The 25,773-nt window shown below is 71.6% G+C and carries 27 protein-coding genes; 20 read left to right on the top strand and 7 right to left on the bottom strand.

Features of this window, described 5'->3' with window-relative positions; all coding sequences use genetic code 11:
• Positions 1–116: 116 nt before the first annotated feature.
• Positions 117–1,280, bottom strand: a complete 1,164-nt coding sequence (locus tag JQN83_RS28735; protein ID WP_208570292.1) for a coenzyme F420-0:L-glutamate ligase — start codon at positions 1,278–1,280, stop codon at positions 117–119.
• Positions 1,277–2,224, bottom strand: a complete 948-nt coding sequence (cofD, locus tag JQN83_RS28740) for a 2-phospho-L-lactate transferase (RefSeq protein ID WP_208570293.1) — start codon at positions 2,222–2,224, stop codon at positions 1,277–1,279. The genes JQN83_RS28735 and cofD overlap by 4 nt, the downstream gene beginning before the upstream one ends.
• Positions 2,225–2,322: 98 nt before the next feature.
• Between cofD and JQN83_RS28745 the strand changes: the two genes are divergently transcribed.
• From JQN83_RS28745 to JQN83_RS28770, 6 genes are all read left to right on the top strand, one after another.
• The gene (locus JQN83_RS28745; RefSeq protein WP_208570294.1) at positions 2,323–3,228 is read left to right on the top strand and encodes a hypothetical protein; all 906 of its coding nucleotides are present in this window, start codon (positions 2,323–2,325) and stop codon (positions 3,226–3,228) included.
• Positions 3,229–3,429: 201 nt separating this feature from the next.
• The gene (locus JQN83_RS28750; RefSeq protein WP_208570295.1) at positions 3,430–5,952 is read left to right on the top strand and encodes a bifunctional FO biosynthesis protein CofGH; all 2,523 of its coding nucleotides are present in this window, start codon (positions 3,430–3,432) and stop codon (positions 5,950–5,952) included.
• 126 nt (positions 5,953–6,078) lie between these two features.
• Positions 6,079–6,357, top strand: a complete 279-nt coding sequence (locus JQN83_RS28755; RefSeq protein ID WP_208570296.1) for a hypothetical protein — start codon at positions 6,079–6,081, stop codon at positions 6,355–6,357.
• A 179-nt stretch (positions 6,358–6,536) separates the two neighbouring features.
• Positions 6,537–7,934 carry a DUF4331 domain-containing protein gene (locus JQN83_RS28760; protein WP_208570297.1) on the top strand — a complete coding sequence of 466 codons (1,398 nt, stop codon included), beginning with the start codon at positions 6,537–6,539 and terminating at the stop codon, positions 7,932–7,934.
• A gap of 76 nt (positions 7,935–8,010) precedes the next feature.
• Complete coding sequence (locus JQN83_RS28765; RefSeq protein WP_208570350.1) at positions 8,011–8,304, top strand: phospholipase; 294 nt, start codon at positions 8,011–8,013, stop codon at positions 8,302–8,304.
• Between the two features lie 475 nt (positions 8,305–8,779).
• Entirely contained in the window at positions 8,780–9,037 is a 258-nt protein-coding gene (locus JQN83_RS28770) for a WhiB family transcriptional regulator (RefSeq protein ID WP_007455784.1), read from the top strand.
• 321 nt (positions 9,038–9,358) lie between these two features.
• Here the strand turns inward: JQN83_RS28770 and JQN83_RS28775 are convergent, their stop codons facing one another.
• The gene (locus tag JQN83_RS28775; protein ID WP_208570298.1) at positions 9,359–9,808 is read right to left on the bottom strand and encodes a metallopeptidase family protein; all 450 of its coding nucleotides are present in this window, start codon (positions 9,806–9,808) and stop codon (positions 9,359–9,361) included.
• Positions 9,809–9,961: 153 nt separating this feature from the next.
• Between JQN83_RS28775 and JQN83_RS28780 the strand changes: the two genes are divergently transcribed.
• Positions 9,962–10,333, top strand: coding sequence for a DUF3499 domain-containing protein (locus tag JQN83_RS28780; RefSeq protein WP_208570299.1), 372 nt, complete (start codon positions 9,962–9,964; stop codon positions 10,331–10,333).
• Positions 10,334–10,535: 202 nt separating this feature from the next.
• Here the strand turns inward: JQN83_RS28780 and JQN83_RS28785 are convergent, their stop codons facing one another.
• Together JQN83_RS28785 and JQN83_RS28790 are read right to left on the bottom strand one after the other, a co-directional pair.
• Positions 10,536–11,912, bottom strand: coding sequence for an NAD(P)/FAD-dependent oxidoreductase (locus JQN83_RS28785; protein ID WP_208570300.1), 1,377 nt, complete (start codon positions 11,910–11,912; stop codon positions 10,536–10,538).
• Positions 11,913–12,110: 198 nt separating this feature from the next.
• Positions 12,111–13,457, bottom strand: a complete 1,347-nt coding sequence (locus JQN83_RS28790) for an aspartate aminotransferase family protein (RefSeq protein ID WP_208570301.1) — start codon at positions 13,455–13,457, stop codon at positions 12,111–12,113.
• 540 nt (positions 13,458–13,997) lie between these two features.
• Between JQN83_RS28790 and JQN83_RS28795 the strand changes: the two genes are divergently transcribed.
• From JQN83_RS28795 to JQN83_RS28805, 3 genes are read left to right on the top strand one after another with little or no spacing between them, the layout of a single operon-like run.
• The gene (locus tag JQN83_RS28795) at positions 13,998–14,762 is read left to right on the top strand and encodes a helix-turn-helix domain-containing protein (protein ID WP_208570302.1); all 765 of its coding nucleotides are present in this window, start codon (positions 13,998–14,000) and stop codon (positions 14,760–14,762) included.
• Positions 14,753–14,935 (top strand): DUF397 domain-containing protein, encoded by a 183-nt coding sequence (locus JQN83_RS28800; protein WP_208570303.1) that lies wholly within the window; start codon positions 14,753–14,755, stop codon positions 14,933–14,935. Before JQN83_RS28795 ends, JQN83_RS28800 begins: the two co-directional genes overlap by 10 nt.
• A gap of 11 nt (positions 14,936–14,946) precedes the next feature.
• Positions 14,947–15,126, top strand: coding sequence for a DUF397 domain-containing protein (locus tag JQN83_RS28805; RefSeq protein ID WP_208570304.1), 180 nt, complete (start codon positions 14,947–14,949; stop codon positions 15,124–15,126).
• A 31-nt stretch (positions 15,127–15,157) separates the two neighbouring features.
• Here JQN83_RS28805 and JQN83_RS28810 read toward each other — a convergent pair whose 3' ends face one another.
• Entirely contained in the window at positions 15,158–15,670 is a 513-nt protein-coding gene (locus JQN83_RS28810) for an Lrp/AsnC family transcriptional regulator (protein ID WP_208570305.1), read from the bottom strand.
• A gap of 207 nt (positions 15,671–15,877) precedes the next feature.
• On the opposite strand from JQN83_RS28810, the gene JQN83_RS28815 reads away from it, so the two are divergent.
• The 10 genes from JQN83_RS28815 (at position 15,878) to JQN83_RS28860 (ending at position 24,299) form a co-directional block, all read left to right on the top strand.
• Positions 15,878–17,062: a polyamine ABC transporter substrate-binding protein gene (locus JQN83_RS28815; protein ID WP_208570306.1), complete on the top strand. Its 1,185-nt coding sequence runs from the start codon at positions 15,878–15,880 to the stop codon at positions 17,060–17,062.
• A gap of 5 nt (positions 17,063–17,067) precedes the next feature.
• Positions 17,068–18,219: an ABC transporter ATP-binding protein gene (locus JQN83_RS28820; RefSeq protein ID WP_208570307.1), complete on the top strand. Its 1,152-nt coding sequence runs from the start codon at positions 17,068–17,070 to the stop codon at positions 18,217–18,219.
• A 5-nt stretch (positions 18,220–18,224) separates the two neighbouring features.
• Positions 18,225–19,127 (top strand): ABC transporter permease, encoded by a 903-nt coding sequence (locus tag JQN83_RS28825; protein WP_208570351.1) that lies wholly within the window; start codon positions 18,225–18,227, stop codon positions 19,125–19,127.
• Positions 19,128–19,362: 235 nt separating this feature from the next.
• Entirely contained in the window at positions 19,363–20,295 is a 933-nt protein-coding gene (locus JQN83_RS28830) for an ABC transporter permease (RefSeq protein ID WP_307799850.1), read from the top strand.
• Complete coding sequence (locus JQN83_RS28835; protein WP_208570354.1) at positions 20,292–20,495, top strand: hypothetical protein; 204 nt, start codon at positions 20,292–20,294, stop codon at positions 20,493–20,495. Before JQN83_RS28830 ends, JQN83_RS28835 begins: the two co-directional genes overlap by 4 nt.
• Positions 20,495–21,697, top strand: coding sequence for a saccharopine dehydrogenase family protein (locus tag JQN83_RS28840; protein WP_208570308.1), 1,203 nt, complete (start codon positions 20,495–20,497; stop codon positions 21,695–21,697). Before JQN83_RS28835 ends, JQN83_RS28840 begins: the two co-directional genes overlap by 1 nt.
• The gene (speB, locus tag JQN83_RS28845) at positions 21,694–22,707 is read left to right on the top strand and encodes an agmatinase (RefSeq protein WP_208570309.1); all 1,014 of its coding nucleotides are present in this window, start codon (positions 21,694–21,696) and stop codon (positions 22,705–22,707) included. The genes JQN83_RS28840 and speB overlap by 4 nt, the downstream gene beginning before the upstream one ends.
• Before the next feature lie 207 nt (positions 22,708–22,914).
• The gene (locus JQN83_RS34265) at positions 22,915–23,151 is read left to right on the top strand and encodes a type II toxin-antitoxin system RelE/ParE family toxin (RefSeq protein WP_307799852.1); all 237 of its coding nucleotides are present in this window, start codon (positions 22,915–22,917) and stop codon (positions 23,149–23,151) included.
• Positions 23,148–23,459, top strand: coding sequence for a helix-turn-helix domain-containing protein (locus tag JQN83_RS28855; RefSeq protein ID WP_208570310.1), 312 nt, complete (start codon positions 23,148–23,150; stop codon positions 23,457–23,459). Before JQN83_RS34265 ends, JQN83_RS28855 begins: the two co-directional genes overlap by 4 nt.
• 144 nt (positions 23,460–23,603) lie before the next feature.
• On the top strand, positions 23,604–24,299 hold the full coding sequence (locus tag JQN83_RS28860; protein WP_208570311.1) for an RlpA-like double-psi beta-barrel domain-containing protein: 696 nt from the start codon (positions 23,604–23,606) through the stop codon (positions 24,297–24,299).
• Positions 24,300–24,429: 130 nt separating this feature from the next.
• Here the strand turns inward: JQN83_RS28860 and gabT are convergent, their stop codons facing one another.
• Complete coding sequence (gene gabT, locus JQN83_RS28865; RefSeq protein WP_208570312.1) at positions 24,430–25,701, bottom strand: 4-aminobutyrate--2-oxoglutarate transaminase; 1,272 nt, start codon at positions 25,699–25,701, stop codon at positions 24,430–24,432.
• Between the last annotated feature and the right edge of the window lie 72 nt (positions 25,702–25,773).

A 25,773-nucleotide genomic window follows, 5' to 3' on the forward strand; every position in this document is an offset into this window, starting at 1 on the left:
GCAGGTGAGTGCAGGAACGGGTCACCCGGACACGCCGACGAATCCCCTAGAAGACACCACGGTCAGTCAGAGGGTGAGTCAGACCAGCCGGGTGACCCGCTCCCACATCATCACTGTCAGAGGGCCAGGCAGGCGCTGGCGATGCTGCCCGTCGGTGGCGGCAGCAGGGTGGACGGGATCCCCTCGGCGGCCAGCGCGATCCGCAGCCGGTGCAGGTCGACGCCGAAACGCACCAGGTCGGGCTGGTCGACGGGAGTGGGTGCCGCGCCGAGCAGCAGACCGCTCGCCCCGACCGGCCAGCCGTCGACGGTCGCGGCGAGACCGGCGCGTACCTCGTCGTCGGTGATCTGGGTGAACGTGGTGCCGGGGGCGACCACCTCGGCCACCGCGGCGATCGCCCGGTCGACGGCCGCCGGGTCCACCGGTGCCTCACCACGGCCGTCGGCAAGCGTCGCGGCGGCGCGCATCCCGGCCGCCATCGCCTCGGCGGTGCCCAGTGAGAACAGGTCCAACGCGCTCTCCCGCACCAGGGCGGCGGCTCCGGACCCGTCGTCGACCAGCCGGACCGCCGGCCGGTCGTCCCGGCCGCCGCCCCCGGCCGGCGGGTGCGCCCGGCCACCGTCGGCCGGGGGCGACGACGCCGGCAGGTAGCCCCGGACCACCGCCACCGGGACCTGGTCGCATTTGCCCTTGATCAGCTCGCCTGCGCCGGCCAGCTCGTCGACCACCGCCATCTGGGTCAGTTGCAGCTCGTTGCCGTAGGGGTCGACCTCGCCCCGGTGGTCCCGGATGGCGGGCATCCCGGCGACGCCGAGCGCCACGTCGGTCAGTCCGTTGCGCCACGGCCGGCCCATCGTGTCGCTGATGATCACCGCGACGTCGATCCGGTAGCGGTCCCGCAGGGCGGCGCGTAGCGCCCGCGCCGACGCGTCCGGGTCCACCGGCAGCAGCACCAGCCGGGTCTTGTCGACGTTCGACGCGTCGATCCCGGCAGAGGCCATCACGAAGCCGTGGTGGGTCTGCACGATCCGGGTCGCCCCCCGGCTGGCCACCACCCGGGCGGTCTCGGCGGCCAGCACCTCGTCCCGGGCGGCGAGCCGTTCCGGGCCGTCGGCCGGCACGTCCACCAGCCGGCCCTCCGCCTTGGACACGATCTTGCTGGTGACCACCAGCACGTCGCCGTCGCGCAACCACGGCGCGGCCGTGCCGATCAGCACCGCCAGGTCGTCGCCCTCGGTCACGTCGCCGATGCCCGGCACCGGCAGGATCTCCAGTCTCACACCAGCTCCATCGCGGCCCGGACCATCGCCGTGGTCGCCGCCTCGTCGGTCATCCGCAGCGGGACCGCGCGGACGGTCACCCCCGGCACCGCCACCCCGTCGTCCTCCGGCGCGACCAGCCAACCGTCGAGCAGGCCACCCTCGCGGCGACCGCCGTAGAGCCGGCCCACCCCGGCGGCGCTGCACTCGACGTCGAGGACCTCCAGGCACCGGTCGGCCATCCCGCGCACCGGTGCGCCGCCGATGATCGGCGACACCCCGACGACCCGGGCCGGACCGGTGGCGACCGCGTCGCGCAGGCCGGGCACCGCCAGCACCGGGGCGATGCTCACCACCGGGTTGCTCGGCGCGACCAGCACCACGTCGGCGGCGGCCAGCGCCTCGGCCACCCCGGGGGCCGGCTTGGCGGTGTCCGCGCCGACGAAGACGAACCGGTCGGTGGGCACGCCCGCCCGGTACCGGACCCACCACTCCTGGAAGTGGATGGCCCGCCGCTCGCCGTCCAGGTCGACCACCGCGTGCGTCTCCAGCCGGTCGTCGGTGGCCGGCAGCAGCCGTACGCCGGGCTGCCAGCGGGCGGCCAGCGCCTCGGTGACCTGCGACAGCGGATACCCGGCATTGATCATGGTGGTGCGCACCAGGTGGGTGGCGACGTCCTTGTCGCCGAGGGAGAACCAGCCCGGCTCGGCACCGTACGCCGCCAACTCCTGCTTGATGGTCCAGCTCTCGCCGACCCGCCCCCACCCGCGTTCCGGGTCGGCACCCCCGCCGAGGGTGTACAGGACACTGTCCAGGTCGGGGCAGACCTTGAGTCCGTGCAGGTAGAGGTCGTCGCCGACGTTGACCACGGCGGTCACCTCGGCGCCCACCTCGCGGGCGTACGCCCGGACGCCGAGCAGGAATCGGGCACCCCCGATCCCGCCGGTCAGAACCACGATGCGCATGTCGTCCATCCTCCCGTACGGGACGCGAGCCGCCGCCGGGCGGCCCGGGAGACTAGGCTCACGTCGGCATCTGTCCGTTTCGCCCCGAGGGAGAGTTCGTGACCAGCCCCGCCGAGCCCGCGTCGCACGACGCGTCGCAGGCCCGCCAGATCACCGCACCCCTGCGCGAACTCGCCGCGCTCGTCCTGCTCGGCGCGAACGCCGTGCTGCTCTTCGTCGGGTTCGTCCGGCTGCTCGTGCCGATGTCGGACTACAGCACCTTCTCGGGGCGGGCGGGGAGCGAGTTCTTCGCCTTCGTCGGTGTCGAGGCCACGGTGCTGCCGTTGCTGGCCGTGCTGCTGGTCACCCACCTCGCGCCGGTGTCCGGCCGGGCCCGGCAGTTCACCCAGGTCGCCCTCGCCGAGTACGCCTTCGGCGCCCTGTTCGGCGTGTTGACCTTCCTGATCTGGCTGGTCGGCCGGCTGGCCGAGGCCGAGGTGCTGGACGCCCTGCTCGGCATGTTGACCCGGGCGGCCTGGTTGGCGCTGTTCGGGATGGCCGCCTTCGTGGTCTACCGGATCTGGCGCACCCTCTACCACGTCGCGAAGCCGAAGCCCCAGCCCGGCGTCTACGGTCAGCCGCAGCCCGGCTGGCCGCAGCAGCAGGGTGGCTACCCGGGCCAGGGCTACCCGCCCCCGGGTCACCCCGGTGCCGGGCAGTACGGCCAGCCCGGGTTCGCCCCGCCGCAGTCCGCGCCGTCGTTCGGTGCTGCTCCGCAGTCTGCCCCGCCGTTCGGGGCGCCGCAGTCCGCGCCGCCGCAGTCCGGGCCACCGACCGGCATCCCGCCGCAGTCGGCCCCACCGTTCGGGGCTCCGCAGTCCGCCCCGCCGTTCGGGCAGCCTCCGTCGGCCGACCCGACCCAGGCGATCCCGCGCCAGTCCACGGAGCCGACCACCGGCCCGGCCGACGCGGACGGGGACCGCACCCAGCCCTTCCGGCGGGACGATCCGAACACCCCGCACTGAGCCGCACCCGGCCGGGTCGGCCCGCGCCACGGCGTGAGCCCGACCCGGCCGGCGCGGTGCCACCAACCCGGGTCGGTCGGCGCGCTGCGACGCGAGGTGCCGACCCGGCCGGGACGGTGGTGCGGCAGCACCCGACGGGGAGATGTCACACCCGGCTCGCATGCCTGCCGGATCGTCCCGGCCAGCGCCTAGGCTGGGCGGATGGTTGACCGCACCGATCCCGGCCCGACCTCGGCGAGCGTGCGACGGGCGCTGCGCCGGGCCGCCACCGGGCGCGCGCTCGACGTCGACGAGGCCACCGCGCTGCTGACCGCCCGGGACGCCGACCTGGACGAGTTGCTCCGGATCGCCGGGGAGGTCCGGGATGCCGGGCTGCGCGACGCCGGCCGGCCGGGCGTGGTGACGTACTCGAAGAAGGTTTTCATTCCGTTGACCCGGCTCTGCCGGGACCGGTGCCACTACTGCACCTTCGCGACCGTGCCGCACCGGCTGCCGGCGGCCTTCCTGGAGACCGACGAGGTGCTGGCGATCGCCCGGCAGGGCGCGGCGCTGGGCTGCAAGGAGGCCCTGTTCACCCTGGGTGACCGGCCGGAGGAGCGCTGGCCGGCGGCCCGCGCCTGGCTCGACGAGCGCGGCTACGACTCCACGGTGGACTACCTGCGGGCCTGCGCGGTGGCGGTGCTGGAGGAGACCGGTCTGCTGCCGCACCTCAACCCGGGGGTGCTCTCCTGGTCGGAGCTGCAGCGGCTCAAGCCGGTCGCGCCGAGCATGGGGATGATGCTGGAGACCACCGCCACCCGGCTCTGGTCGGAGCCGGGCGGCCCGCACTTCGGCTCCCCGGACAAGGAGCCCGCGGTGCGGCTGCGGGTGCTCGACGACGCCGGCCGGGTGGGGGTGCCGTTCACCACCGGCATCCTGATCGGCATCGGTGAGACCCCGGCTGAGCGGGTCGACGCGCTGTTCGCGATCCGCCGCGCGCACCGGGAGTACGGCCACCTCCAGGAGGTGATCGTGCAGAATTTCCGCGCCAAGCCGGACACCGCGATGGGCGGCCTGCCCGACGCCGAGCTGCACGACCTGGCGGCCACCGTGGCGGTGGCCCGGCTGCTGCTCGGCCCGAAGGCCCGGCTCCAGGCCCCGCCCAACCTGATCGAGGACGAGTACGACCTGCTGCTGCGGGCCGGCATCGACGACTGGGGTGGGGTCTCCCCGCTGACCCCGGACCATGTCAACCCGGAGCGGCCGTGGCCGCAGCTCGACGAGCTGGCCCGGCAGACCGAGAAGTCCGGCTTCACCCTGCGCGAGCGGCTGACGATCTACCCGGAGTACGTCCGGGCCGGCGATCCGTGGCTCGATCCCCGGCTGTCGCCGCACGTCACCGCGCTCGCCGACCCGGCGACCGGGTTGGCCGTCGAGGCGGCCCGGCCGGTGGGCCGCCCGTGGCAGGAGCCGGAGGAGGTCTTCGGCGGCGGCCGGACCGACCTGCACGCCACCATCGACACCACCGGGCGCACCGACGACCGGCGGGGCGACTTCGACAGCGTCTACGGTGACTGGGCGGAGGTCGCCGGCAAGGTGAGCCCCGCCGCGTCGGGCGGGCCGGTGCCGGGTGCCGACGGTGACCTGCGGGCGGGGTTGCGGCTGGCGGCCGACGACCCGGCGGCGCTGTTGGAGCCCCGGCACGCCGACGCGGCGCTGGCGCTGTTCGGCGCGGACGGCCCGGCCCTGGACGAGCTGTGCCGGCTCGCCGACGACGTGCGACGGGACACCGTCGGCGACGACGTCACGTACGTGGTCAACCGCAACATCAACTTCAGCAACGTCTGCTACGTGGGCTGCCGGTTCTGTGCGTTCGCCCAGCGGGAACGGGATGCCGACGCGTTCCGGCTGTCGGTGGAGCAGGTGGCCGACCGGGCCGAACAGGCGTGGGCGGCCGGTGCCGGCGAGGTCTGCCTCCAGGGCGGCATCGACCCGAAGCTGCCGGTGACCGGGTACGCCGACATCGTCCGGGCGATCAAGGCCCGGGTGCCCGGCATGCACGTGCACGCGTTCTCCCCGATGGAGATCGTCACCGCCGCCGCCAAGGCCGGCGTGCCGGTGCGGGAGTGGCTGTCGATGCTGCGCGAGGCCGGCCTGGACACCATCCCGGGCACCGCCGCCGAGATCCTTGACGACGATGTGCGCTGGGTGCTCACCAAGGGCAAACTGCCGGCCGCCGCCTGGGTCGAGGTGGTCTCGACCGCGCACGAGCTGGGCATCCGTTCCAGCTCCACGATGATGTACGGCCACGTCGACCATCCCGGCCAGTGGCTGGCGCACTTCCGGGTCCTCGCCGGGGTGCAGGACCGCACCGGCGGGTTCACCGAGTTCGTGGCGCTGCCGTTCGTGCACACCAACGCGCCGATCTACCTGGCCGGCATCGCCCGGCCCGGCCCGACCTGGCGGGAGAACCGGGTGGTGCACGCGATGTCCCGGCTGCTGCTGCACGGGCGGATCGACAACATCCAGTGCTCCTGGGTGAAGCTCGGCGACGAGGGCACCGTGGCGATGTTGCAGGGCGGCTGCAACGACCTGGGCGGCACCCTGATGGAGGAGACCATTTCCCGGATGGCCGGCTCGGACAACGGTTCGGCGCGTACCGAGGAGCAGTTGCGGGCGATCGCCGCCGCCGCGGGACGTCCCGCACGCAAGCGGACGACCGCTTACGGTCATCCGTTGCGATGACATCGAACCTTTCGCGCGTGCGGGCCGTACCAGTGTTCGCCGGCGGCGGTTGAGGCGAGGGCCGCCGCCGGCGACCTCGCGCTCCACACCGCGCGCGCTCACGCGCCGCCGGAGGAAAGGTTCCCCATGACGAGCGAAGTGCGGAAGCGTTCCTGGCCGCGACTGACCCGGCGGCAGACACTGACCGCTGCGGCGAGTGCCACGCTGGGCGCGGCGGCGCTGACGGTGACCGGCGTGTCGGCCGCGCAGAACTCCCCGTCGGCGAGCAGCGCGGAGGGTCCGATCGTGGTCCACCTGCGCGACGCCAAGTCGGGGACGTTGGACGTCTTCGTCGGTACGTCCCGGATCGAGGTACGTGACCGGGGGCTCGCGGACCGGCTCCGCCGGGCTGCCGGGCGCGGCTGACCCCGTCTGCTGTCCGACGGCGGTCTGACCTGCCCGCCGTCACCGGGTGGGGGTGACCCGCCCGCTGTCCCGGGTGGCCCTGAACCGCCCGCCCTCTTCCTCTTCACCGCCAGGCGCAGGCTCCCGCGCCCGGTTCGTCATGCCCTGACTCCTCATGATCCCGCAAAGGTTGGTCCGCCATGTCGTCCCACCGCGAAGCACCGGAAATAAGCAAGGACCCGGTCGCCGACAGTTCCGACCTCTACGCCTTCGTCAGCCCCGAACGGCCCGACTCGGTGACGTTGATCGCCAACTACGTGCCGTTGCAGCTCCCCTCGGGCGGCCCGAACTTCTTCGAGTTCGGCGACGACGTGCGGTACGAGATCCATATCGACAACGACGGTGACGGCCATCCCGACGTGACCTACCGGTTCGAATTCCGTACCGAGATCACGAACGAGAACAGTTTTCTCTACAACACCGGGCCGATCGAGTCGCTGGACAGCAAGAACTGGAACCGGCGGCAGTTCTACAAGCTGACCCGGGTGACCGACGGCAAGGAGCACGTGCTCGCCAACAAGCTGCCCTGCCCGCCGTGCAACGTGGGGCCGCTGTCCATCCCCAAGTACAACGACCTGGTCCGGCAGGCGACGTACAAGCTGTCGACGGGGGAGAAGGTGTTCGCCGGGCAGCGTGCGGACGGCTTCTTCGTCGACCTGGGCGCGATCTTCGACCTGGGTACGCTGCGGCCGTTCCAGCAGTTGCACGTGGCCGGCAAGAAGCTGTTCAAGACCGAGGGTGAGCCGGTCAACTCGGTGGACCGGATGAACGTGCACAGCATCGCGGTGCAGGTGCCGCTGAGCAAGGTCCGCCGCAGGTCCAACCGGTACGGCGTGGGCGACCGGGCCTCGACGATCGGGGTGTGGACGACGGCGTCCCGGCAGCAGGTGCGGGTGCTCGGCGACCGGGTCGCCGCGGACGCCGCGATCGGCCCGTGGACCCAGGTGTCCCGGCTGGGCAACCCGTTGTTCAACGAGGTCATCGTGCCGATGTCCAAGAAGGACCTGTGGAACACGCTGCCGCCGACCGAGGACAAGCGGTTCGCCCGGTTCGTCGAGCAGCCGGAGCTGGCGGCGTTGCTGCCGGTGCTCTACCCGGGGGTCTTCCCCAACCTGGACGCGCTGAACAAGTCCAAGAAGCCCCGGGCCGACCTGCTGGCGATCCTGCTCACCGGCATTCCGTCGGGGCTGATCGACGGCTTCACCAACCTCACCGGTGACGTGCAGGCCGACATGCTGCGGTTGAACACCGCGATCAGGCCGAGCAGCAAGCCGAACCAGTTCGGGCTGCTCGGCGGGGACCTGGCCGGTTTCCCCAACGGTCGCCGGGTCGTCGACGACGTGGTGAGCATCGCGTTGCGGGCGGTGGCCGGGGTCACCGTGCCGCTGGTGGACAAGAAGTTCAAGCCGGACGCGGCGGCCGGTGCGGTCACCCCCGGCCTGAGCGCCGCCGACGTGACGGCGCCGTTCCTGCGGGACTTCCCCTTCCTCGGCACGCCGTACGACGGGTTCAACAACCCGGCCGCGGCGAACTCCTGACCGGACGGAGAGCGGCGTGAGCGGACACCACCACCACCATCATCACCAGTACGGGCCGACGGAGAGCGGCACGGTGATGCTCGACGTCGGTGGTGACACCGGTGCCCTGATCATCTATACCGGACGTGACCAGCACGGGCGGGAGATCGAGATCAGCCGGGTCGACCAGGCCGGTGCGGTGCGGACGCACTCCGCCGTACGGGAGCGGATCGTCCGGGACGGGGTGTTCCACAGTGCGGTGTATCCGGACCTGACGTCGGGTGTCTATACCGTCTGGTGGGATGAGGAGACGCCCGCCGGAACGATCTCCGTCAACGGGGGTTCGATCGCCGAATTCGTCTGGCCGACCAGCCCGTCAAGGTCGACCTGAGCACCACGACAACCGTACCGACCCGAGCGCCCCGTCCACATTGTGGACGGGGCGCTGTCGGTATTTCCGGCTCGGTGAGCGATCCGGGCCCAACCGCGTTAACCTGTCCCCCACCATGCTCATGATCTTGATAGGACCGGCCGGCCGGAGCGCCCGACGGCGCTGTGCGGGAGCGTCCGGGGCGGCGACGCCACGGCAGAAATCTGGGGCAACTCGCCGGAGAGGGCGTTACTCGCCCGGGGTCTGAATCGATAGGGCAGGTTGCGAGGGCCGGGTGGTCCGGGTGACCGTCCGGTGGCGTGTCGGGAGGACGACTCCATTATCAAGTTCGGCTTGACGGCGCACGCATTACACGCGTGTAATTTCGATGGGGTTGTTCGCGCGGAACGCACAAATAGGACCGGACGGACAAGCACGCCTTTCGCGTGGGGGGTTGCAGCGGCGGTGACGTCGGTGCGCGACAAGGAGGCATCTGATGGACGGCCAGCTTGAGGTGGCCGACCTGCTCGGAAACGCGCCGGAGTGGCAGGAGCGGGCACTGTGCTCGCAGACCGACCCGGAAGCGTTCTTCCCCGAGAAGGGCGGCTCGACCCGCGAGGCGAAGCGGATCTGTTCGCGGTGCGAGGTCAAGACGGAATGCCTGGAATACGCCCTCGGGCACGACGAGCGGTTCGGGATCTGGGGTGGGCTCTCCGAGCGGGAGCGGCGCAAGCTGAAGCGGCGGGCCGCCTGAATGGAAGGTCGAGTCGGGCGGTGGGGGCCGCCCGGCTCACGCCCACAGCCGGTCGCGGGGGGCGGCCGGTGTCGGGCGGCGGTCCGGCCACGACGGTGGCCGGGCGTGGCGACGCAGCACCGGGTCACGACGTGACCTGACGCCGGGCGACGGGTCCCGGGCGACGGGCAGGTCAGTCCCCGGGCCCCGGGCCGGGTGGTGGAGCCGTCCTCCGGTAGATGAGTGCCCGCCCGGGTGGTGGGCCGGCGGAGTGCTGGTCCTGGTCAACCTCGGCCGAAGACCCGGGTCGTCACCGGGCGCGCAGCCTCAGGTCAGGCAGCCTCAGGTCAGCTCGTCCGGGTCGACCCCGAGCAGGTTCGCCACCTGCTCGATGATCACGTCGTGGACCAGGTCGGCCAGGTCCTCACGGTCCATCGCGCGAAACTCCAACGGCCGCCGGTAGAGCACGATCCGGGGTGGCACCTCCTGCCGGCCCGGTCGGCCGGGCAGCAACCGGGCCAGCGGCACCTCGCCGTCCTCCAGCACGTCGGAGTCATAGACGTTCAGATCCGGCGGGACGTCCTCGACGGCGAACTCCACGCCGGCAAGTTCCTTGGCGAACCGGCGCTCCAACGTCTCCACGGTGTCCAGCACCAGGTCGTCGAAGATCTCGGCCTTGGTCCGGGCCAGCGGCACGGTCGCCGGCACCAGCCGCCCACGCAGGCCACGTCCGTGCCGGTCGCGGTGGTTGCGCCGGCCGGAGCCGGGGCGGCGGCGTTCCGGGCTCGTCATGAACAAAAGGGTAGCCCCCGGTCCGGCCCGCCCGATGGCAGCGCGCGCCGACGGGCGCGGCGGGGCGTCAGGTGCGAATTGTGATCACGGTGACGGGCGTGTCGGAAAGCGAACCGGTGCGCCGGACCCGGTAATGGGGATACCCTGCCGCACGTGAGGTCACCACGGCGCTGCTCCCGTAACGCCTGCCCCCGGCAAGCGGTTGCCACATTGACCTATGTCTACAACGAGTCGACCGCTGTCGTGGGGCCGTTGGCGGCCTTCGCCGAGCCACACACGTACGACCTGTGTGAGCAGCACGCCCGGAGCCTGACCGCCCCCCGGGGCTGGGACGTCGTCCGGCACGAGGGCGAGTTCGAGCCGCCGCCGCCCACCACCGACGACCTGGTCGCCCTGGCCGAGGCCGTCCGCGAGGCGGCCCGCCCGGTGGCCCCCCGCCCACCCCAGGACGACCACGACCCCCACCCCCAGACCCCGCCCACCGGCCGCCGTGGTCACCTCCGCGTAATCCCCCCCAACCACTAACCCCACCCCCACGGCCCTCCCCACCCCAGGCTCTCCCCACCCCCAGGCCCTCCCCACCCCAGGCCCTCTCCCCGGTGATCAAGAGGTTTGCGTCAAGTTTGATCTTCAACCTGACGCAAACCTCTTGATCACCGGGGCCGACGGGTCGCGGGGCCGGCGGGACGGGGGTCGGCGGGGGTGGTGTGGGGGAGCAGGGTGGGGGTTAGTGGCCTAGGAGGGGGGAGAAGAGGGTGGCGCGGCGGGCGGGGCGGCCGGTGCGGTGTTCGACCTCGTCGGCGGAGGACATCACCCGGAGGCCGGCGTTGATGGCCAGCCAGCGCAGCGGTTCCGGCTCCCAGCGGGGGGAGCGGTGGCCGACCCACGGGAGTGCGGTCAGGCCCGACTCCACGCCCCGGATCAGGTCGGCGAGGGTACGGCCGGCCAGGTTGCTCGTCCCCACCCCGTCGCCGACGTAGCCACCGGCCCAACCCAGCCCGGACGACCGGTCCAGCCCCACCGACGCGGACCAGTCCCGGGCCACCCCCAGCGGGCCACCCCAGGCATGGGTGACCGGTACGTCCGCGCCGAGCACCGGGAAGAGTTCACCCAGCGTCCGGCGCAGCGCGGCGAAGACCCGGGGCTCCCGGTCGTATCCGGGGGAGACCCGGGACCCGAAGTGGTACGGGGCGCCCCGCCCGCCGAAGGCCAGCCTTCCGTCGGCGGTGCGCTGGCCGTACACGATGAGGTGCCGGTAGTCGGCGAAGGTCTCCCGGTCGGCCAGCCCGATCCGCTCCCAGGTCGGCGCGGGCAGCGGTGCGGTGACCACCATCAGCGAGTAGACCGGGACGACCGTGCGGCGGTGGCCGGGCAGCATCGTGGTGTACGCCTCGGTGGCCCGGACCACCACGTTCGCGCGTACCGTGCCGTGCGGGGTGACCGCCGCGCCGGGCCGGATCGCGGTGACCGGGGACCGTTCGTACAGCGTCACCCCGTGCCGGCGTACGGCGCGGGCCAGGCCCTGGACCAGCTTCCCCGGGTGTACGGCGGCACAGTGCGGGGTGAACGTGCCACCGCGTACCCCGTCGGCGGCGCACCGGGCGGCGGCCCCGGCGGCGTCGAGCAGGACCAGGTCGTCGGGGTCGAGGCCGTGCTCGCGGGCCTCGGCGACCGCGGCACGCGCCCGGCCGAGCTGGACGTCGGTACGGGCCAGCAGCACCGTCCCGCCGTGGTGCCAGTCGCAGTCGATCCCCTCGGCGGCCACCACCCGGCCCACCTCGGCGACCGTGTCGTGCATGGCCCGTTGCAGCGCCAGTGCCTGCGGCCGGCCGTGCCGACGGGCCAACGCCGGCAGTGCGGTGGGGAACAGCGCCGAGCACCAGCCACCGTTGCGCCCGGACGCGCCGTACCCGGCGATCTCCGCCTCCAGCACGACGATCCGCAGCGTCGGATCGGCCACCGCCAGGTAGTACGCCGTCCACAGCCCGGTGTAACCGGCACCGACGATCACCACGTCGGCGTCGGTGTCACCGGGCAGCGGCGGGAGCGGGGTCAACGGTTCGTCCACCGTGGACAGCCAGTGGGACAACTCCGGGTAGCGCATGCGGGCTCCGGGCGGTCAGCGCCGGCCGGGCCGGCGGCGGAACTTCGCTGGCCGCGAAGTGTCAGTGCCGGCCGGCGGGGACGGGTGGCCGACCGGGGTGCGGAGGTGCCCCTCGGGTGCGGGGTGGCCGGTCCGGTGCGGGCCGGCCGGCGGGACCGCGGGTCGAGCCGCTGTCCGGCCGGCCGGCCCGCAGACGGGTTACAGCCGGGACCACGCCTCGGTGAGTACGGCGCGCAGGATCTGCTCCATCTCGTCGAACTGCTCCTGCCCGCTGATCAGCGGCGGGGCGAGCTGCACCACCGGGTCGCCCCGGTCGTCGGCGCGGCAGTAGAGCCCGGCGGAGAAGAGTGCCGTCGACAGGAAACCGCGCAGCAGCCGCTCCGACTCGGCCTCGTCGAAGGTGGCCTTCGTCGACTTGTCCTTGACCAGCTCGATGCCGTAGAAGTAGCCGTCCCCCCGGACGTCACCGACGATCGGCAGGTCGGTGAGCTTCTCCAGGGTGGACCGGAAGGCGTCCTCGTTGGCCCGGACGTGGCCGATCAGATCCTCCCGGGCGAACACCTCAAGGTTGGCCAGGGCCACCGCGCAGGAGACCGGGTGCCCACCGAAGGTCACCCCGTGGGCGAACATGCCGGTCTCGGTGAGGAACGGTTCCATCAGCCGGTCACTGGCGATCATCGCGCCGAGCGGGGCGTAGCCGGAGGTGATGCCCTTGGCGGTGGTGATGATGTCAGGTTGGTAGCCGTACCGGACGGCACCGAAATACTCGCCGAGCCGACCCCACGAGCAGATCACCTCGTCGGAGACGAGCAGCACGTCGTACGCGTCGCAGATCTCGCGTACCCGCTGGAAGTAACCGGGCGGCGGCGGGAAGCAGCCGCCGGAGTTCTGCAACGGCTCCAGGAACACCGCCGCGACCGTGTCCGGCCCCTCCCGTTCGATGGCCCGGCGGATTTCGTCGGCGGCCCAGACGCCGAACGCCTCGGGCGAGTCGCCGTGCTCGGGGGCCCGGTAGAAGTTGGTGTTCGGCACCTTGATCCCGCCGGGCACCAACGGCTCGAAGTCGCTCTTGATGCCGGGCAGGCCGGTGATCGACAGGGCGCCCATCGAGGTGCCGTGATAGGCGAGGTAGCGGCTGACCACCTTGTGCTTGTTGGGCCGGCCGGTGCGCTTGAAGTAGGCGCGGGCCAGCTTCCACGCCGTCTCCACGGCCTCCGAGCCGCCGGTGGTGAAGAAGACCCGGTTCAGGTCGCCGGGCGTCAGCGAGGCGATCTTCTCGGCCAGCTCCACGGCCTTCGGGTGGGCGTACGACCACAGTGGGAAGTACGCCAGCTCGGCGGCCTGCTTCGCGGCTGCCTCGGCCAGCTCGGTACGCCCGTGCCCGGCGTTGACGACGAACAACCCGGCGAGCCCGTCCAGGTAACGACGGCCCTGCGCGTCCCAGACGTACGTGCCCTCGCCGCGCACGATGGTGGGCACCTCGCCGGCCGAGTAGCTGGCCATCCGGGTGAAGTGCATCCAGAGGTGGTCGGTGGCGTCGGCCATGTCAGCCCCATCGGGTCTCGGGCCGGGCAGGGGTGACACCGGCCGCTCTGCCCACGGTTATCCCACAGTCCGGCCGCGAAATGCAAGCCTAGTTCGCCTTCTGTGCGACGGATTCAGCGCGAGCGTGAGTCCACGGCAACGGATTCCGCAGACCCGGGTGTCGGTGGTCCCGCCGGCTGACGGTCTGCCGGCCCGTGGTCCGTCCGGGTGGGGTGATCGACCCGATGTCGGCCACCTGGCGAGGCCCGGGGCGTGAGGATGCCGCTGTGCCGGCCCACAGGAGTGGATCAAGCTTGCTGCGGGCGGTGCGGCGGGTTCCCGCGAGGCGGGGACGCCGTCGGCCCACGGGTGGGAACCGTCGGGTGGGCGGACCAGCGTGGGTGATTCGCGGTGCACTTCCGGTGCACTTCGCGGACCTTCCAGGGCACCTCGGGGGCCCCTGCCGGAGGTCCGCGCCGACACGCCGACGACTGGCGGACATCGACACGCACTGTCGCTATGGTGCGCCGGAGCGTGTCGGTCAGGTGGAAGGGGCTACCGGTGAACGAGGTGCTTCGGGTGGCGATGGCGGAGCGCGGGGAAACGGTGGAATCGCTGGCGCATCGGGTGGGGGTGGATCCGAAGACGGCCGGCCGGTGGCTCAGCTCGGGGCGGGTGCCGCATCCGCGTACCCGGGTGGCGGTGGCCGGCGTCCTCGGGCGGGAGCCGGCCGAACTCTGGCCCGAGCCCTACCGTCGCCGCGACCTGCCCTGGTTCCGCCCGTGGGCAGAACTGGAACAGGACGCCACCTCGATCCGGTCGTACCAGCCGCTGGTGTTGCCCGGCCTGGTTCAGACCGAGGACTACGCCCGCGCGGTGCTGCGCGCCGGAGGGCTCTCGACCGATGAGGTCGAGCAACTCGTCGTCAGCCGGTTGGCGCGGCAGGCCGTGCTCGATCGCGACCCGCCGCCGCAGCTGGTGATCGTGGTCGACGAGGCCGTGCTGTGCCGGACGGTCGGCGATCCCGAGGTGATGGCCCGCCAGATGGGTCACCTGGCGGACGGCGCTGACCGGGAACATGTGCAGGTTCGGGTAATTCCTGCGGACGAGCCTTGGCATGCCGGTCTGGCTGGCCCGTTCATGCTGGCCCGACTGCCGGACGGGGTCGAGGTGGCCTATCTGGACAATCAGCTCCGTGGCGAGCTGGTGACCGAGAGCGCTGACGTTGTTAGCCTTGGCAGGAGGTGGGAGAGCGTGGCCGGTAAGGCGCTGTCCGCCCGCCAGTCGATCTCCCTGATTCGGGAAGCGGTGAAGAGATGGATCTGATCGAGCCCCGCTGGCGCACGGCCACTCGGAGCAGCAGTAACGGCGGTGACTGTGTTGAGGTGGCGGACAATTTGCCGGGTCGGGTGCTGGTGCGGGACAGCAAGGACCGGGTCGGCGGCACGCTGACCTTCACCCCAGAGGTCTGGTGTGCCTTCGTCGCCGCCCAGAAGTGAGCGGTGGAGAGATGGACCTGATCGAGCCCCGCTGGCGTACCGCCAGCCGCAGCAGCAACAACGGCGGTGACTGTGTTGAGGTGGCGGACAATTTGCCGGGTCGGGTGCTGGTGCGGGACAGCAAGGACCGGACGGGCGGCACGTTGAGCTTCACCCCCGACGCCTGGCGTGCCTTCGTCGCCGCCCGCTGAGCCTCGGGGGGGCAGGCCACGGTGGGTGGGCTCAGGCCGTACCCCAGCTGTAGGTCTGTTTGCGGAGCTTGAGATAGACGAACGCCTCGGTGGCGAGCACCCCGGGCACCGACCGCAGCCGTTGCAGGATCTCCAGCAGGTGGGCGTCGTTGCGGCAGACCACCTCGGCGAGCAGGTCGAACGAGCCGGCGGTGATCACCACGTAGTCGAGTTCGTCGAACTCGGCCAGCCGGTCGGCGACGGCCTCCAGGTCGCCGTCGGTGCGCAGGCCGATCATGGCCTGCCGGGGGAAGCCGAGCTGGAGCGGGTCGGTCACCGCGACGATCTGCATCACCCCGGCGTCGAGCAGTCGCTGCACCCGCTGGCGGACCGCCGCCTCGGAGAGCCCCACGGCCTTGCCGATGGTCGCGTACGGCCGGCGGCCGTCCTGCTGTAGCTGCTCGATGATCTGTTTCGCCACGTCGTCCAACAGCGCGTGGCTGGCACCTTCGCGCACCGTGACGCGTCGCCCCCCGCTGCCGTTCTCGTGCTGTCGGATCGTCATCGACCGCTCCCCATGTCCGTTCCCCCAGCTGAGCCTAGTGCCATCGCGCAGTTTGGCGTAATTCGTCGTCAGAGGCTATTGCGGCAACGGAATCCCTTGTGAGGCTGGTTACCTCATGCCAGGATCAGTCGTCTCAGGCACCCGACCCCTCCCGCCGGCGCCGCACCCCGTCCCCGCCGCCGTCGGACGACCCCTAGGAGTCGTCACATGCGTATTCCCCTGCGGCCCCTCACCCGGCGTGGACTGCTCACCGGCACCCTCGGATCGGCCGCCCTGCTCGCCACGGGCGGCAGCCTCGCCGGCTGCGGCACCAAGGCCGCTACCCAGACCGAGGCGGGCTGCAAGAGCGACGACCTGTCGGCCACGGAGAAGACCCTCGCCTTCTCCAACTGGCCGCAGTACATGGACGTGGACGACAAGGACGCCGCGAAGCGGCCCAGCCTCGACGCGTTCGTCGCCGCCAGCGGCATCCAGGTGACCTACACCGAGGACATCAACGACAACAACGAGTTCTTCGGCAAGGTGCAGAACCAGCTGGCCGGCTGTCAGAGCACCGGGCGGGACATCATCGTCCTGACCGACTGGATGGCCGCCCGGATGATCAGGCTCGGCTGGATCCAGAAGCTCGACCCGGCCAAGGTGCCGAACGTGGCGGCCAACCTGCTGCCGTCGCTGCGCGGGCGTTCCTTCGATCCGGAGGACCGGGTCGCGATCCCGTGGCAGTCCGGCCTCGCCGGGCTGGCCTACAACGGCAGCGTCACCGGGGAGATCCGCACCGTCGACGAGCTGCTCACCCGCCCCGATCTCAAGGGCAAGGTGACCGCCCTGTCGGAGATGCGGGACACCATGGGCCTGCTGCTCTCCTCGAACGGGCACGACCCGTCGAACTTCACCGCCGCGCAGTTCGACGACGCGCTCAACAAGCTGCGCAAGGCCGTCGAATCCAAGCAGATCCGTCGCTTCACCGGCAACGACTACGCCCCCGACCTGGCCAAGGGGGACATCGCCGCGTGTGTCGGCTGGTCCGGTGACGTGATCCAACTGGCCGGCGACAACCCCAAGATCAAGTTCGTCGCGCCGGACTCCGGGGTGATGCTGTTCAGCGACAACATGCTGGTGCCCAACAAGGCCACCCACCGGGGCAACGCCGAAGCGCTGATCGACTACTACTACCAGCCGGCGGTCGCCGCGAAGCTCGCCGCGTTCGTCAACTACATCTGCCCGGTCAAGGGCGCCCAGGCCGAGATGGAGAAGATCGACCCGGAGCTGGCCGCCAACCCGCTGATCTTCCCGGACGACACCCTGCTGGCGAAGTCGAAGGTCTTCATGGCCCTCGACGAAAAACAGGAAAAGGAATACGAGTCGAAGTTCCAGCAGGTCATCGGAGCGTGAGCGGGATGGCGAACGAGGCACCCGCCGGTGACCTGCGGCTGGCCCACCTGAGCAAGCGGTTCGGCATCTTCACCGCCGTCGACGACCTCAGCCTGACCGTCCCGCAGGGCTCCTTCTTCGCCCTGCTCGGGGCGTCCGGCTGCGGCAAGACGACCACCCTGCGGATGATCGCCGGGCTGGAGGAGCCCACCAGCGGGCAGGTGCTCCTCGGCGGCCGGGACATCGCCCGGCTGCGGCCGTACCAGCGGCCGGTCAACACCGTCTTCCAGAGCTACGCGCTCTTCCCGCACCTGGACATCGCCGAGAACGTCGCCTTCGGGTTGCGGCGGCGGGGCATCCGCAAGGTCGGCGACCAGGTCCGTCGGATGCTGGCCCTGGTCCAGCTCGACGGCTACGAACGGCGTCGCCCGGCCCAGCTCTCCGGCGGCCAGCAGCAACGGGTCGCACTGGCCCGCGCCCTGATCAACCACCCGCAGGTGCTGCTGCTCGACGAGCCGCTCGGCGCGCTCGACCTGAAGCTGCGCCGGCAGATGCAGATCGAGCTGAAACGCATCCAGACCGAGGTCGGCATCACCTTCGTGCACGTCACCCACGACCAGGAGGAGGCCATGACGATGGCCGACACGGTCGCGGTGATGAACGCCGGCCGGATCGAGCAGCTCGGCGCACCCGCCGAACTCTACGAGTACCCGGCGACCGCGTTCGTGGCGAACTTCCTCGGCCAGTCCAACCTGCTCGCCGCCGACGCCGCCGGCCCGGCCGGGTCCGAGGTGCCCGTCACCGCGCACGGCGCGCGCTTCTCGGTGCCCGTCGACCGGGCCCGCACCGACCAGGGTCCGGTCTACCTGGGGGTACGTCCCGAGAAGCTGCACCTGGTCGAGACCGTCGACCAGGTGCCCACCGGCCACCAACAGGTCGAAGGGGTGATCACCGACGCGTCGTACGTGGGGGTGAGCACCCAGTACCTGGTGCGCACCGGGTGGGGCAGTGAACTGTCCGCCTTCACCGCGAACAGCGGCGTCGGCGGCCAGCACCCGGTCGGCGCGACCGTGGTGGCGCACTGGGACCCCCGGCACGCCTTCCTGCTGCCCCGCGAGCCCGGTCAGGACGACCACACCACCCCGCTGCTCGACGAGCCCGTCGGGGCACCGTCGTGACCGCACTGGCCCAGTTGGGCGGCGGGACACCGGCGACCGGGGCACCGCCACCGGCCCGGCCCGGCCGGCACCGGCTGCTGCCGTACCTGCTGCTGCTGCCGGGGGCGGCCTGGCTGCTGGTCTTCTTCGTCGTGCCGCTGCTGCAGTTGGCTGCCGCCAGCCTCTACGACCCGACCGGTTCGCTGTCCACCGGGTACGCGCTGACCTGGGCGTTCGGCAACTATCCGGAGGCGGTGCAGGCGTACTGGCCGCAGTTCGCCAGGTCGTTCGGCTATGCCGGGGCGGCGCTGGTGCTGGCCCTGCTGCTGGGCTACCCGCTGGCGTACGCGATCGCGCAGAAAGCCGGCCGGTGGAAGAACCTGCTGCTGGTCTGCGTGGTCGCCCCGATGTTCACCAGTTTCCTGGTGCGCACCCTGGCCTGGAAAACCATCCTGTCGGACAACGGCGTGCTGGTCGGGCTGCTGCGCGACGTGCACCTGCTCGGCCCGGACGGGCGACTGCTCGCCACCCCGGTCGCGGTGGTGCTCGGGTTGACGTACAACTTCCTGCCGTTCCTGGTGCTGCCGTTGTACGCGAGCCTGGAGCGGCTCGACCGCCGACTGCTGGAGGCGGCCAGCGACCTGTACGCGGGCCCGCTGCGCGCCTTCCGCAGGGTTACCCTGCCGCTGTCGATGCCCGGCCTGATCGCCGGCACGCTGCTGTTCTTCATCCCGGCCACCGGTGACTACATCAACGCCGAACTGCTCGGCACCCCCAACGAGTACATGATCGGCAACGTCATCGACTCGGCGTTCCTGGTCCGGCTGGACTACCCGCAGGGTGCCGCCCTGTCGTTCCTGCTGATGGCGGCGATCCTCGCGGTCGTCTTCGTCTACCTGCGCCGCGCCGGCACGGAGGATGTCCTGTGAGCGCGAGGAGTGCAGCGCAGCGGAGCCCCGCAGTCGCGAGCGGAAGGGTTGGTTCGGTGAGCGCGAGGAGTGCAGCGCAGCGGAGCCCCGCAGTCGCGAGCGGAAGGGTTGGTTCGGTGAGCGCGAGGAGTGCAGCGCAGCGGAGCCCCGCAGTCGCGAGCGGAAGGGTTGGTTCGGTGAGCGCGAGGAGTGCAGCGCAGCGGAGCCCCGCAGTCGTGAACGGAGGTGGATTCCGGTGAGGGTGTCGCGGTGGTTGGCCGACCGGTGGGTGATGATCGTCGCGCTGCTGGTGCTCGGCTACCTGTTCCTGCCGATCGCCGTGGTCGCCGGCCTCTCCCTCAACCGCCCGTCCAGCCGGCTGTCGTACGACTTCAACGAGTTCACCCTGGACAACTGGCGGCAGCCCTGCGCCACCCCCGAAATGTGCGACGCGGTCGTCCGCAGCGTGCAGATCGGGTTCCTCGCCACCGTCGGGTCCACGGTGATCGGCACGCTGATGGCGTTCGCCCTGGTCCGGCACCGGTTCCGGGGGCGCGGCGGGATCAACCTGCTGATCTTCCTGCCGATGGCGACGCCGGAGCTGGTGCTCGGCACCTCGCTGCTCGCGCTGTTCGTCTCCGCCGGGGTGCCGCAGGGTTTCTGGACCGTCGTCATCGCGCACGTGATGTTCTGCGTGTCGTTCGTGGTGGTGACGGTCAAGGCCCGGCTCGCCGGGATGGACCGGCGGCTGGAGGAGGCCGCGATGGACCTCTACGCCAGCGAGTGGCAGACGTTCCGGCGGATCACCCTGCCGTTGGTGCTGCCCGGCATCGTCGCCGCCGCCCTGCTCGCCTTCTCGCTCAGCTTCGACGACTTCATCGTGACGAACTTCAACGCCGGCACCACCGTCACCTTCCCGATGTACGTCTGGGGTGCCGCCCAGCGGGGCATCCCCCCACAGGTCAACGTGATCGGCACGGCGATGTTCGGCATCGCCCTGCTGCTCGTCGGGCTGAGCATGCTGCGCGGTCGACGGTCCCGACGGGCCGAGCTCCCGGTCGCTCACGCGCCCGGCCGACGGGCGGCAGGCTCGGCGCTCCCGGTCGCCGATGTGACCGGCCGAGGGGCGGCAGGCTCGGCGCTCCCGGTCGCTGACGGGCCCGGCCGACGGGCGGCAGACCCGTCGTGATCCTTCCGCATACCGACCGGGCGTTCGCCGAGGTGACGCCCGGCCGGTATGCGTACCACCGCCCCGACTCTCCCCGTCCGGCCGCCGACATCCACCTCACCCGCTGGTCGCCGGCCCGCGCCGACGCGTACGCGCACGACGACCGGCACCAGCACTGGCTCCGTACGCCCGATCGTCTTGGTTTGGGGATCGATTCCTGATGCGTATCCTGCTCGTCGGCGCCGGCGGGGTCGGCTCCGCCGCCGTCGCCATCGCCGCCCGCCGTTCCTTCTTCGCCACCGTCGTCGTCGCCGACTACGACCTGACCCGGGCCGAGCGGGCCGTCGCCGGGTACGGCGACCGGTTCGTCGCCGTACGGCTCGACGCCTCCTCGGCGGACGCCGTCGCCGCGCTCTGCCGGGAACACCGGATCACCCACGTGCTCAACGCCGTCGACCCGCGCTTCGTCATGCCGATCTTCGAGGGGGCGTTCGCTGCCGGGGCCGACTACCTGGACATGGCGATGTCACTGTCGCACCCGCACCCGGCGCGGCCCTACACCCAGACCGGGGTGAAGCTCGGTGACGAGCAGTTCGCCGCCGCCGCGACCTGGGCGGACGCCGGTCGGCTGGCGCTGTGCGGCATCGGCATCGAACCGGGCCTGTCCGACGTGTTCGCCCGGTACGCCGCCGACGAACTGTTCACCGACATCGACGAGATCGGCATCCGCGACGGCGCGAACCTCACCGTCGACGGCTACGACTTCGCCCCCTCGTTCTCCATCTGGACCACCATCGAGGAATGCCTCAACCCGCCGGTGATCTGGGAGAAGGACCGGGGCTGGTACACCACCGAACCGTTCAGCGAACCGGAGGTCTTCGACTTCCCGGCCGGCATCGGCCCGGTCGAATGCGTCAACGTCGAACATGAGGAGGTGCTGCTGATCCCACGCTGGGTCAAGGCCAGGCGGGTCACCTTCAAGTACGGCCTCGGCGACGAGTTCATCGAAGTGCTGAGGGCCCTGCACAAGGTCGGTCTCGACTCCACCACCCCGGTGTCGGTGCGCGGCATGCAGGTCTCACCCCGCGACGTGGTCGCCGCCAGCCTGCCCGACCCGGCCACCCTCGGCGACCGGATGCGCGGCAAGACCTGCGCCGGCACGTACGTCACCGGCACCGGGACCGACGGCCGGCCCCGCCGGGTCTACCTCTACCACGTGGTCGACAACGAGTGGTCCATGCGGGAGTACGGCCACCAGGCGGTGGTCTGGCAGACGGCGGTCAACCCGGTGGTGGCGCTGGAGCTGCTCGCCACCGGCGGCTGGTCCGGTGTCGGGGTGCTCGGCCCGGAGGCGCTTCCCCCGCGCCCGTTCCTCGACCTGCTCACCGACTACGGCTCCCCGTGGGCGATGGAGGAACGATGACCCGCTACGGCCCGATGTACGGCCCCGACGTGACCTTCCTCGGGGTGCCGCCCTGCACGGTCACCGAGCCGGTGACCTACACCGACGCCGACGTGGTGATCATCGGGGCACCCTTCGACGGCGGCACCTCGCACCGGCCGGGCACCCGGTTCGGCCCGTCCGCCATCCGGCAGGCCTGCTACCTGCCGCCCGACGGCTCCCGCCCGTCACTGGCGCTGCGGGTCGACCCGCTGCGTGACCTGTGCGTCTACGACGCCGGGGACGTGGAGATGTTCGCCGGGGACATCGAACGCTCCCTGGCCGCGCTGGAATCGGCCGTGTACGCGGTGGCCAGCGCCGGAGCGATCCCGGTGGTGCTCGGCGGCGACCACTCCATCGCCCTGACCGACGCCACCGGGGTGGCCCGCCGGCACGGGTTCGGCCGGGTCTCCCTGGTGCACTTCGACGCGCACGCCGACACCGGTGACATCGAGTTCGGTTCCCTGCACGGGCACGGCCAGCCGATGCGCCGGCTGATCGAGTCCGGTGCGGTACGCGGCGACCGGTTCCTCCAGCTCGGGCTGCGCGGCTACTGGCCCGGCCCGGACACCCTGGCCTGGATGGCCGCCCAACGGATGCGCTCGTACGAGATGACCGAACTGGTCGCCCGAGGGCTGGACGCCTGCCTGTCCGAGGCGTTCGGGATCGCGACCGACGGGTGCGGCGGGGTGTTCCTCTCCGTCGACGTGGACGTGGTCGACCCCGGGATGGCCCCCGGCACCGGCACCCCCGAGCCGGGTGGGCTCACCTCCCGGCAACTCCTCGACGCCGTCCGCCGGGTCTGCTACGAACTACCCGTCGTCGGCGTCGACGTGGTGGAGGTCGCGCCGCCCTACGACCACGCCGACATCACCGCCTACCTGGGCAACCGGGTGGTCCTGGAGGCGCTGTCCGCCATCGCCCGACGCCGACGCGACGCCGCCGGCGGCAGCCCCTGGGACCCCACCCAACCCCTCCTCGACGCCCGCTGAGCTCTTGTCGGCCTCGATCAGGTTTAGCTTGAGCTATAGTTGTCCGGTGGGATCAGCAGGGAGCCGACGGTGGTCGATCCGGGTCACTACCGAGGTGCGGAGCTGGCTCCGGGAACTGCGGCGGACCGATCCGGACACGTACCCGTTCGGTCAGCGTCGCGGTGGACATGCTCGCGGAAACCGGTCCAGCGCTCGGCCGACCACTGGGTGGACTCGCTGCGCGGATCGAGCATCGGCAACCTGAAGGAACTGCGGCCACGGTCCGGTCGGGACGTCGCGGTGCGGGTGATCTTCGTCTTTGATCCGTGGTCCCAGGCGGTGCTGCTCGTCGCCGGCAACAAGGCGCGCCGGTGGGCACAGTGGTACCTGGACAACATCCCGCTCGCGGAAGTCGCATACAAGGAGTGGCTGGACCAGGAGACTCAGCGGAGGAGGGAGTCGTGACGGAGTTCCACGAATGGGAAGAGGTCCGGGACGGGCTCGGCGGCGACGACGCCGCGTACGAGATCGAGCGGGCCCGGACCGAGGCCTGGGTGAGCGCATTTCATCTGGCGGAGGAGCGTAAGCGACTCGGGCTCACTCAACGCCAGGTCGCAGAGCTGATGGGGGTCACGCCGAGCCGGGTGAGCCAGATCGAGAACGGTGATCTGGACGTCAATGAGGTGGCGACGCTGAGCAGGTATGCCGCTGCACTCGGCGCACGCCTGCGGATCATCTTCGACTACGGCAACGATCTGCGCCAGATCGCCTGAGCGGGGCCGTCACAGTCCGTTGACATCGACGGCACTCTCGCCTGGGCCCGGGGAGTCGGTGAACTTTCCTGACAGTGGAACTGAACGGGGAGCGCTCCCGGGCCGTATCAGCCGATGCAGGCAACGGCGACGACGGGAGACGTGGTGAAGGTGCAGCGCAAGCACGTACTGGCGGCGGGGGTGGCAGTGGTCGCCACGGCGGTGGTCGCGGTGGGGACCGGGTTCGGGTTCGCCGACACCACGTCCGCCCGGCCGAGCCTCTGCTCCGGCTCGGTCACCTTCTCCGCCGAGGCCGGTGCGCCCGCCGCGACAAGTGACCGGTTTCCGGTGGGGACACGGTTGCGGGTGACGAACCTGGACAACGGGAAGGTGGCGACGGTGTCGGTGAGCGGGCCGTCGGGTAGTTGTGTGCTGCTCAACGCCGCCGCGATGGAGCTGGTCCGGGAGCCCGGCAAGAACGTGATCCGACGCAACGTGGTCGAGCGGGTCGGCGTCGACGCGCCGGCCGCCCCGGCACCTGGCGAGACCCGGCCCGGCGCCGCCCAGCCGCCGGCCTCCCAGCGGCCGACCCCGTCGGCGACCGGCGTGACGGCCCGGCCCAGCGCGTGTGCCGGCTCGGTGACCTTCTCCGCCGAGGCCGGCACACCGGCCGCGACGAGTGACCGGTTTCCGGTGGGGACACGGTTGCGGGTGACGAACCTGGACAACGGGAAGGTGGCGACGGTGTCGGTGAGCGGGCCGTCGGGTAGTTGTGTGCTGCTCAACGCCGCCGCGATGGAGCTGCTGCGGGAGCCCGGCAAGAACGTGATCCGACGCAACCTCGTCGAGTTGGTGCGCTGACCGCACCGGGCCGGACGGCACCCGGGCAGGGACGGGGACGTCTTCGCCGCCGCCTCGGCCGGCCCGGCGATCCTCGCCCAGGCCGACCAGCCATCGGGTCGACGGTTGCCCCGGTCGGGGCGGTGGGCGGTCAGCCGAAGGCGGCGTCCAGGATGTCCAACCCACGGGCCAGCTCGTCGTCGGAGATCACCAGCGGCGGCAGGAACCGCAGCACGTTGCCGTAGGTGCCGCAGGTCAGGGTGAGCAGGCCGGCGGCGTGACAGGCCGCCGAGACGGCACTGGCGGCGGCCGGGTCCGGGACCAGGGTGCCCGGCCGGACCAGCTCCACCGCCAGCATCGCGCCCCGGCCGCGTACCTCGGCGATCCGGGGGTCGCGGGCGGCGACGGCGCGCAACCGGTCGGCGAGCACCGACCCGATCCGCCGGGCGGCGGCGGCCAGGTCCAGCTCCCGCATCGTCTCGATGCTGGCCAGGGCCGCCGCGCAGGCGATCGGGTTGCCGCCGTAGGTGCCGCCGAGGCCGCCGACGTGCACCGCGTCCATCAGCTCCGCCCGGCCGGTCACCGCCGCCAACGGCAACCCGCCGGCGATGCCCTTGGCCAGGGTGACCAGGTCCGGCACCACGCCCTCGTGGTCGCAGGCGAACCAGTCGCCGGTACGGCAGAAGCCGGTCTGGATCTCGTCGGCGACGAACACCACCCCGGCCGCCGTCGCCCACTCCCGCAGCGCCGGCAGGAAACCCGTCGCCGGTACGACGAAACCGCCCTCCCCCTGGATCGGCTCGATCAGCAGCGCGGCCACGTTCTCCGCCCCGACCTGCTTGTCCACCAGCTCCAGCGCCCGCGCCGCCGCCTGCGCCCCGGACAACCCGCCGTCGCGCAGCGGGTACGACATCGGCACCCGGTGGATCTCCCCGGCGAACGGCCCGAACCGGTGCTTGTACGGCATGTTCTTCGCGGTCAACGCCATGGTCAGGTTGGTCCGGCCGTGGTAGGCGTGCTCGAAGACCACCACCGCCTGCCGTCCGGTGGCGTGCCGGGCGATCTTCACCGCGTTCTCCACCGCCTCGGCACCCGAGTTGAACAGCGCCGACCGCTTCTCGAAGGTGCCCGGGGTCAACGCGTTGAGCTGCTCGCAGACCGCCACGTACGACTCGTACGGCGCGACCATGAAGCAGGTGTGGGTGAACCGTTCGACCTGGGCGCGTACCGCCTCCACGACGCGCGGGGCCGAGTTGCCGACGCTGGTGACCGCGATGCCGGCGGCGAAGTCGATCCACTCCCGCCCCTCGACGTCGACGATCGTGCCGCCGCTGGCGGTGTCCACGTAGGAGTCGATGACGCTGCCGACCCCCCGGGCCACGGCGGCACCCCGCCGCCGGTGCAGCTCCGCACTGGAAACCACAGTGCCGTCTTTCGTTCGCGACTGCGGGGCTCGCAAACCCGGCTCACTCCTCGCGCTCACGGGGCTGTCTTT

The organism is Micromonospora antibiotica (assembly GCF_017599305.1).
Lineage (GTDB): Bacteria > Actinomycetota > Actinomycetes > Mycobacteriales > Micromonosporaceae > Micromonospora > Micromonospora antibiotica.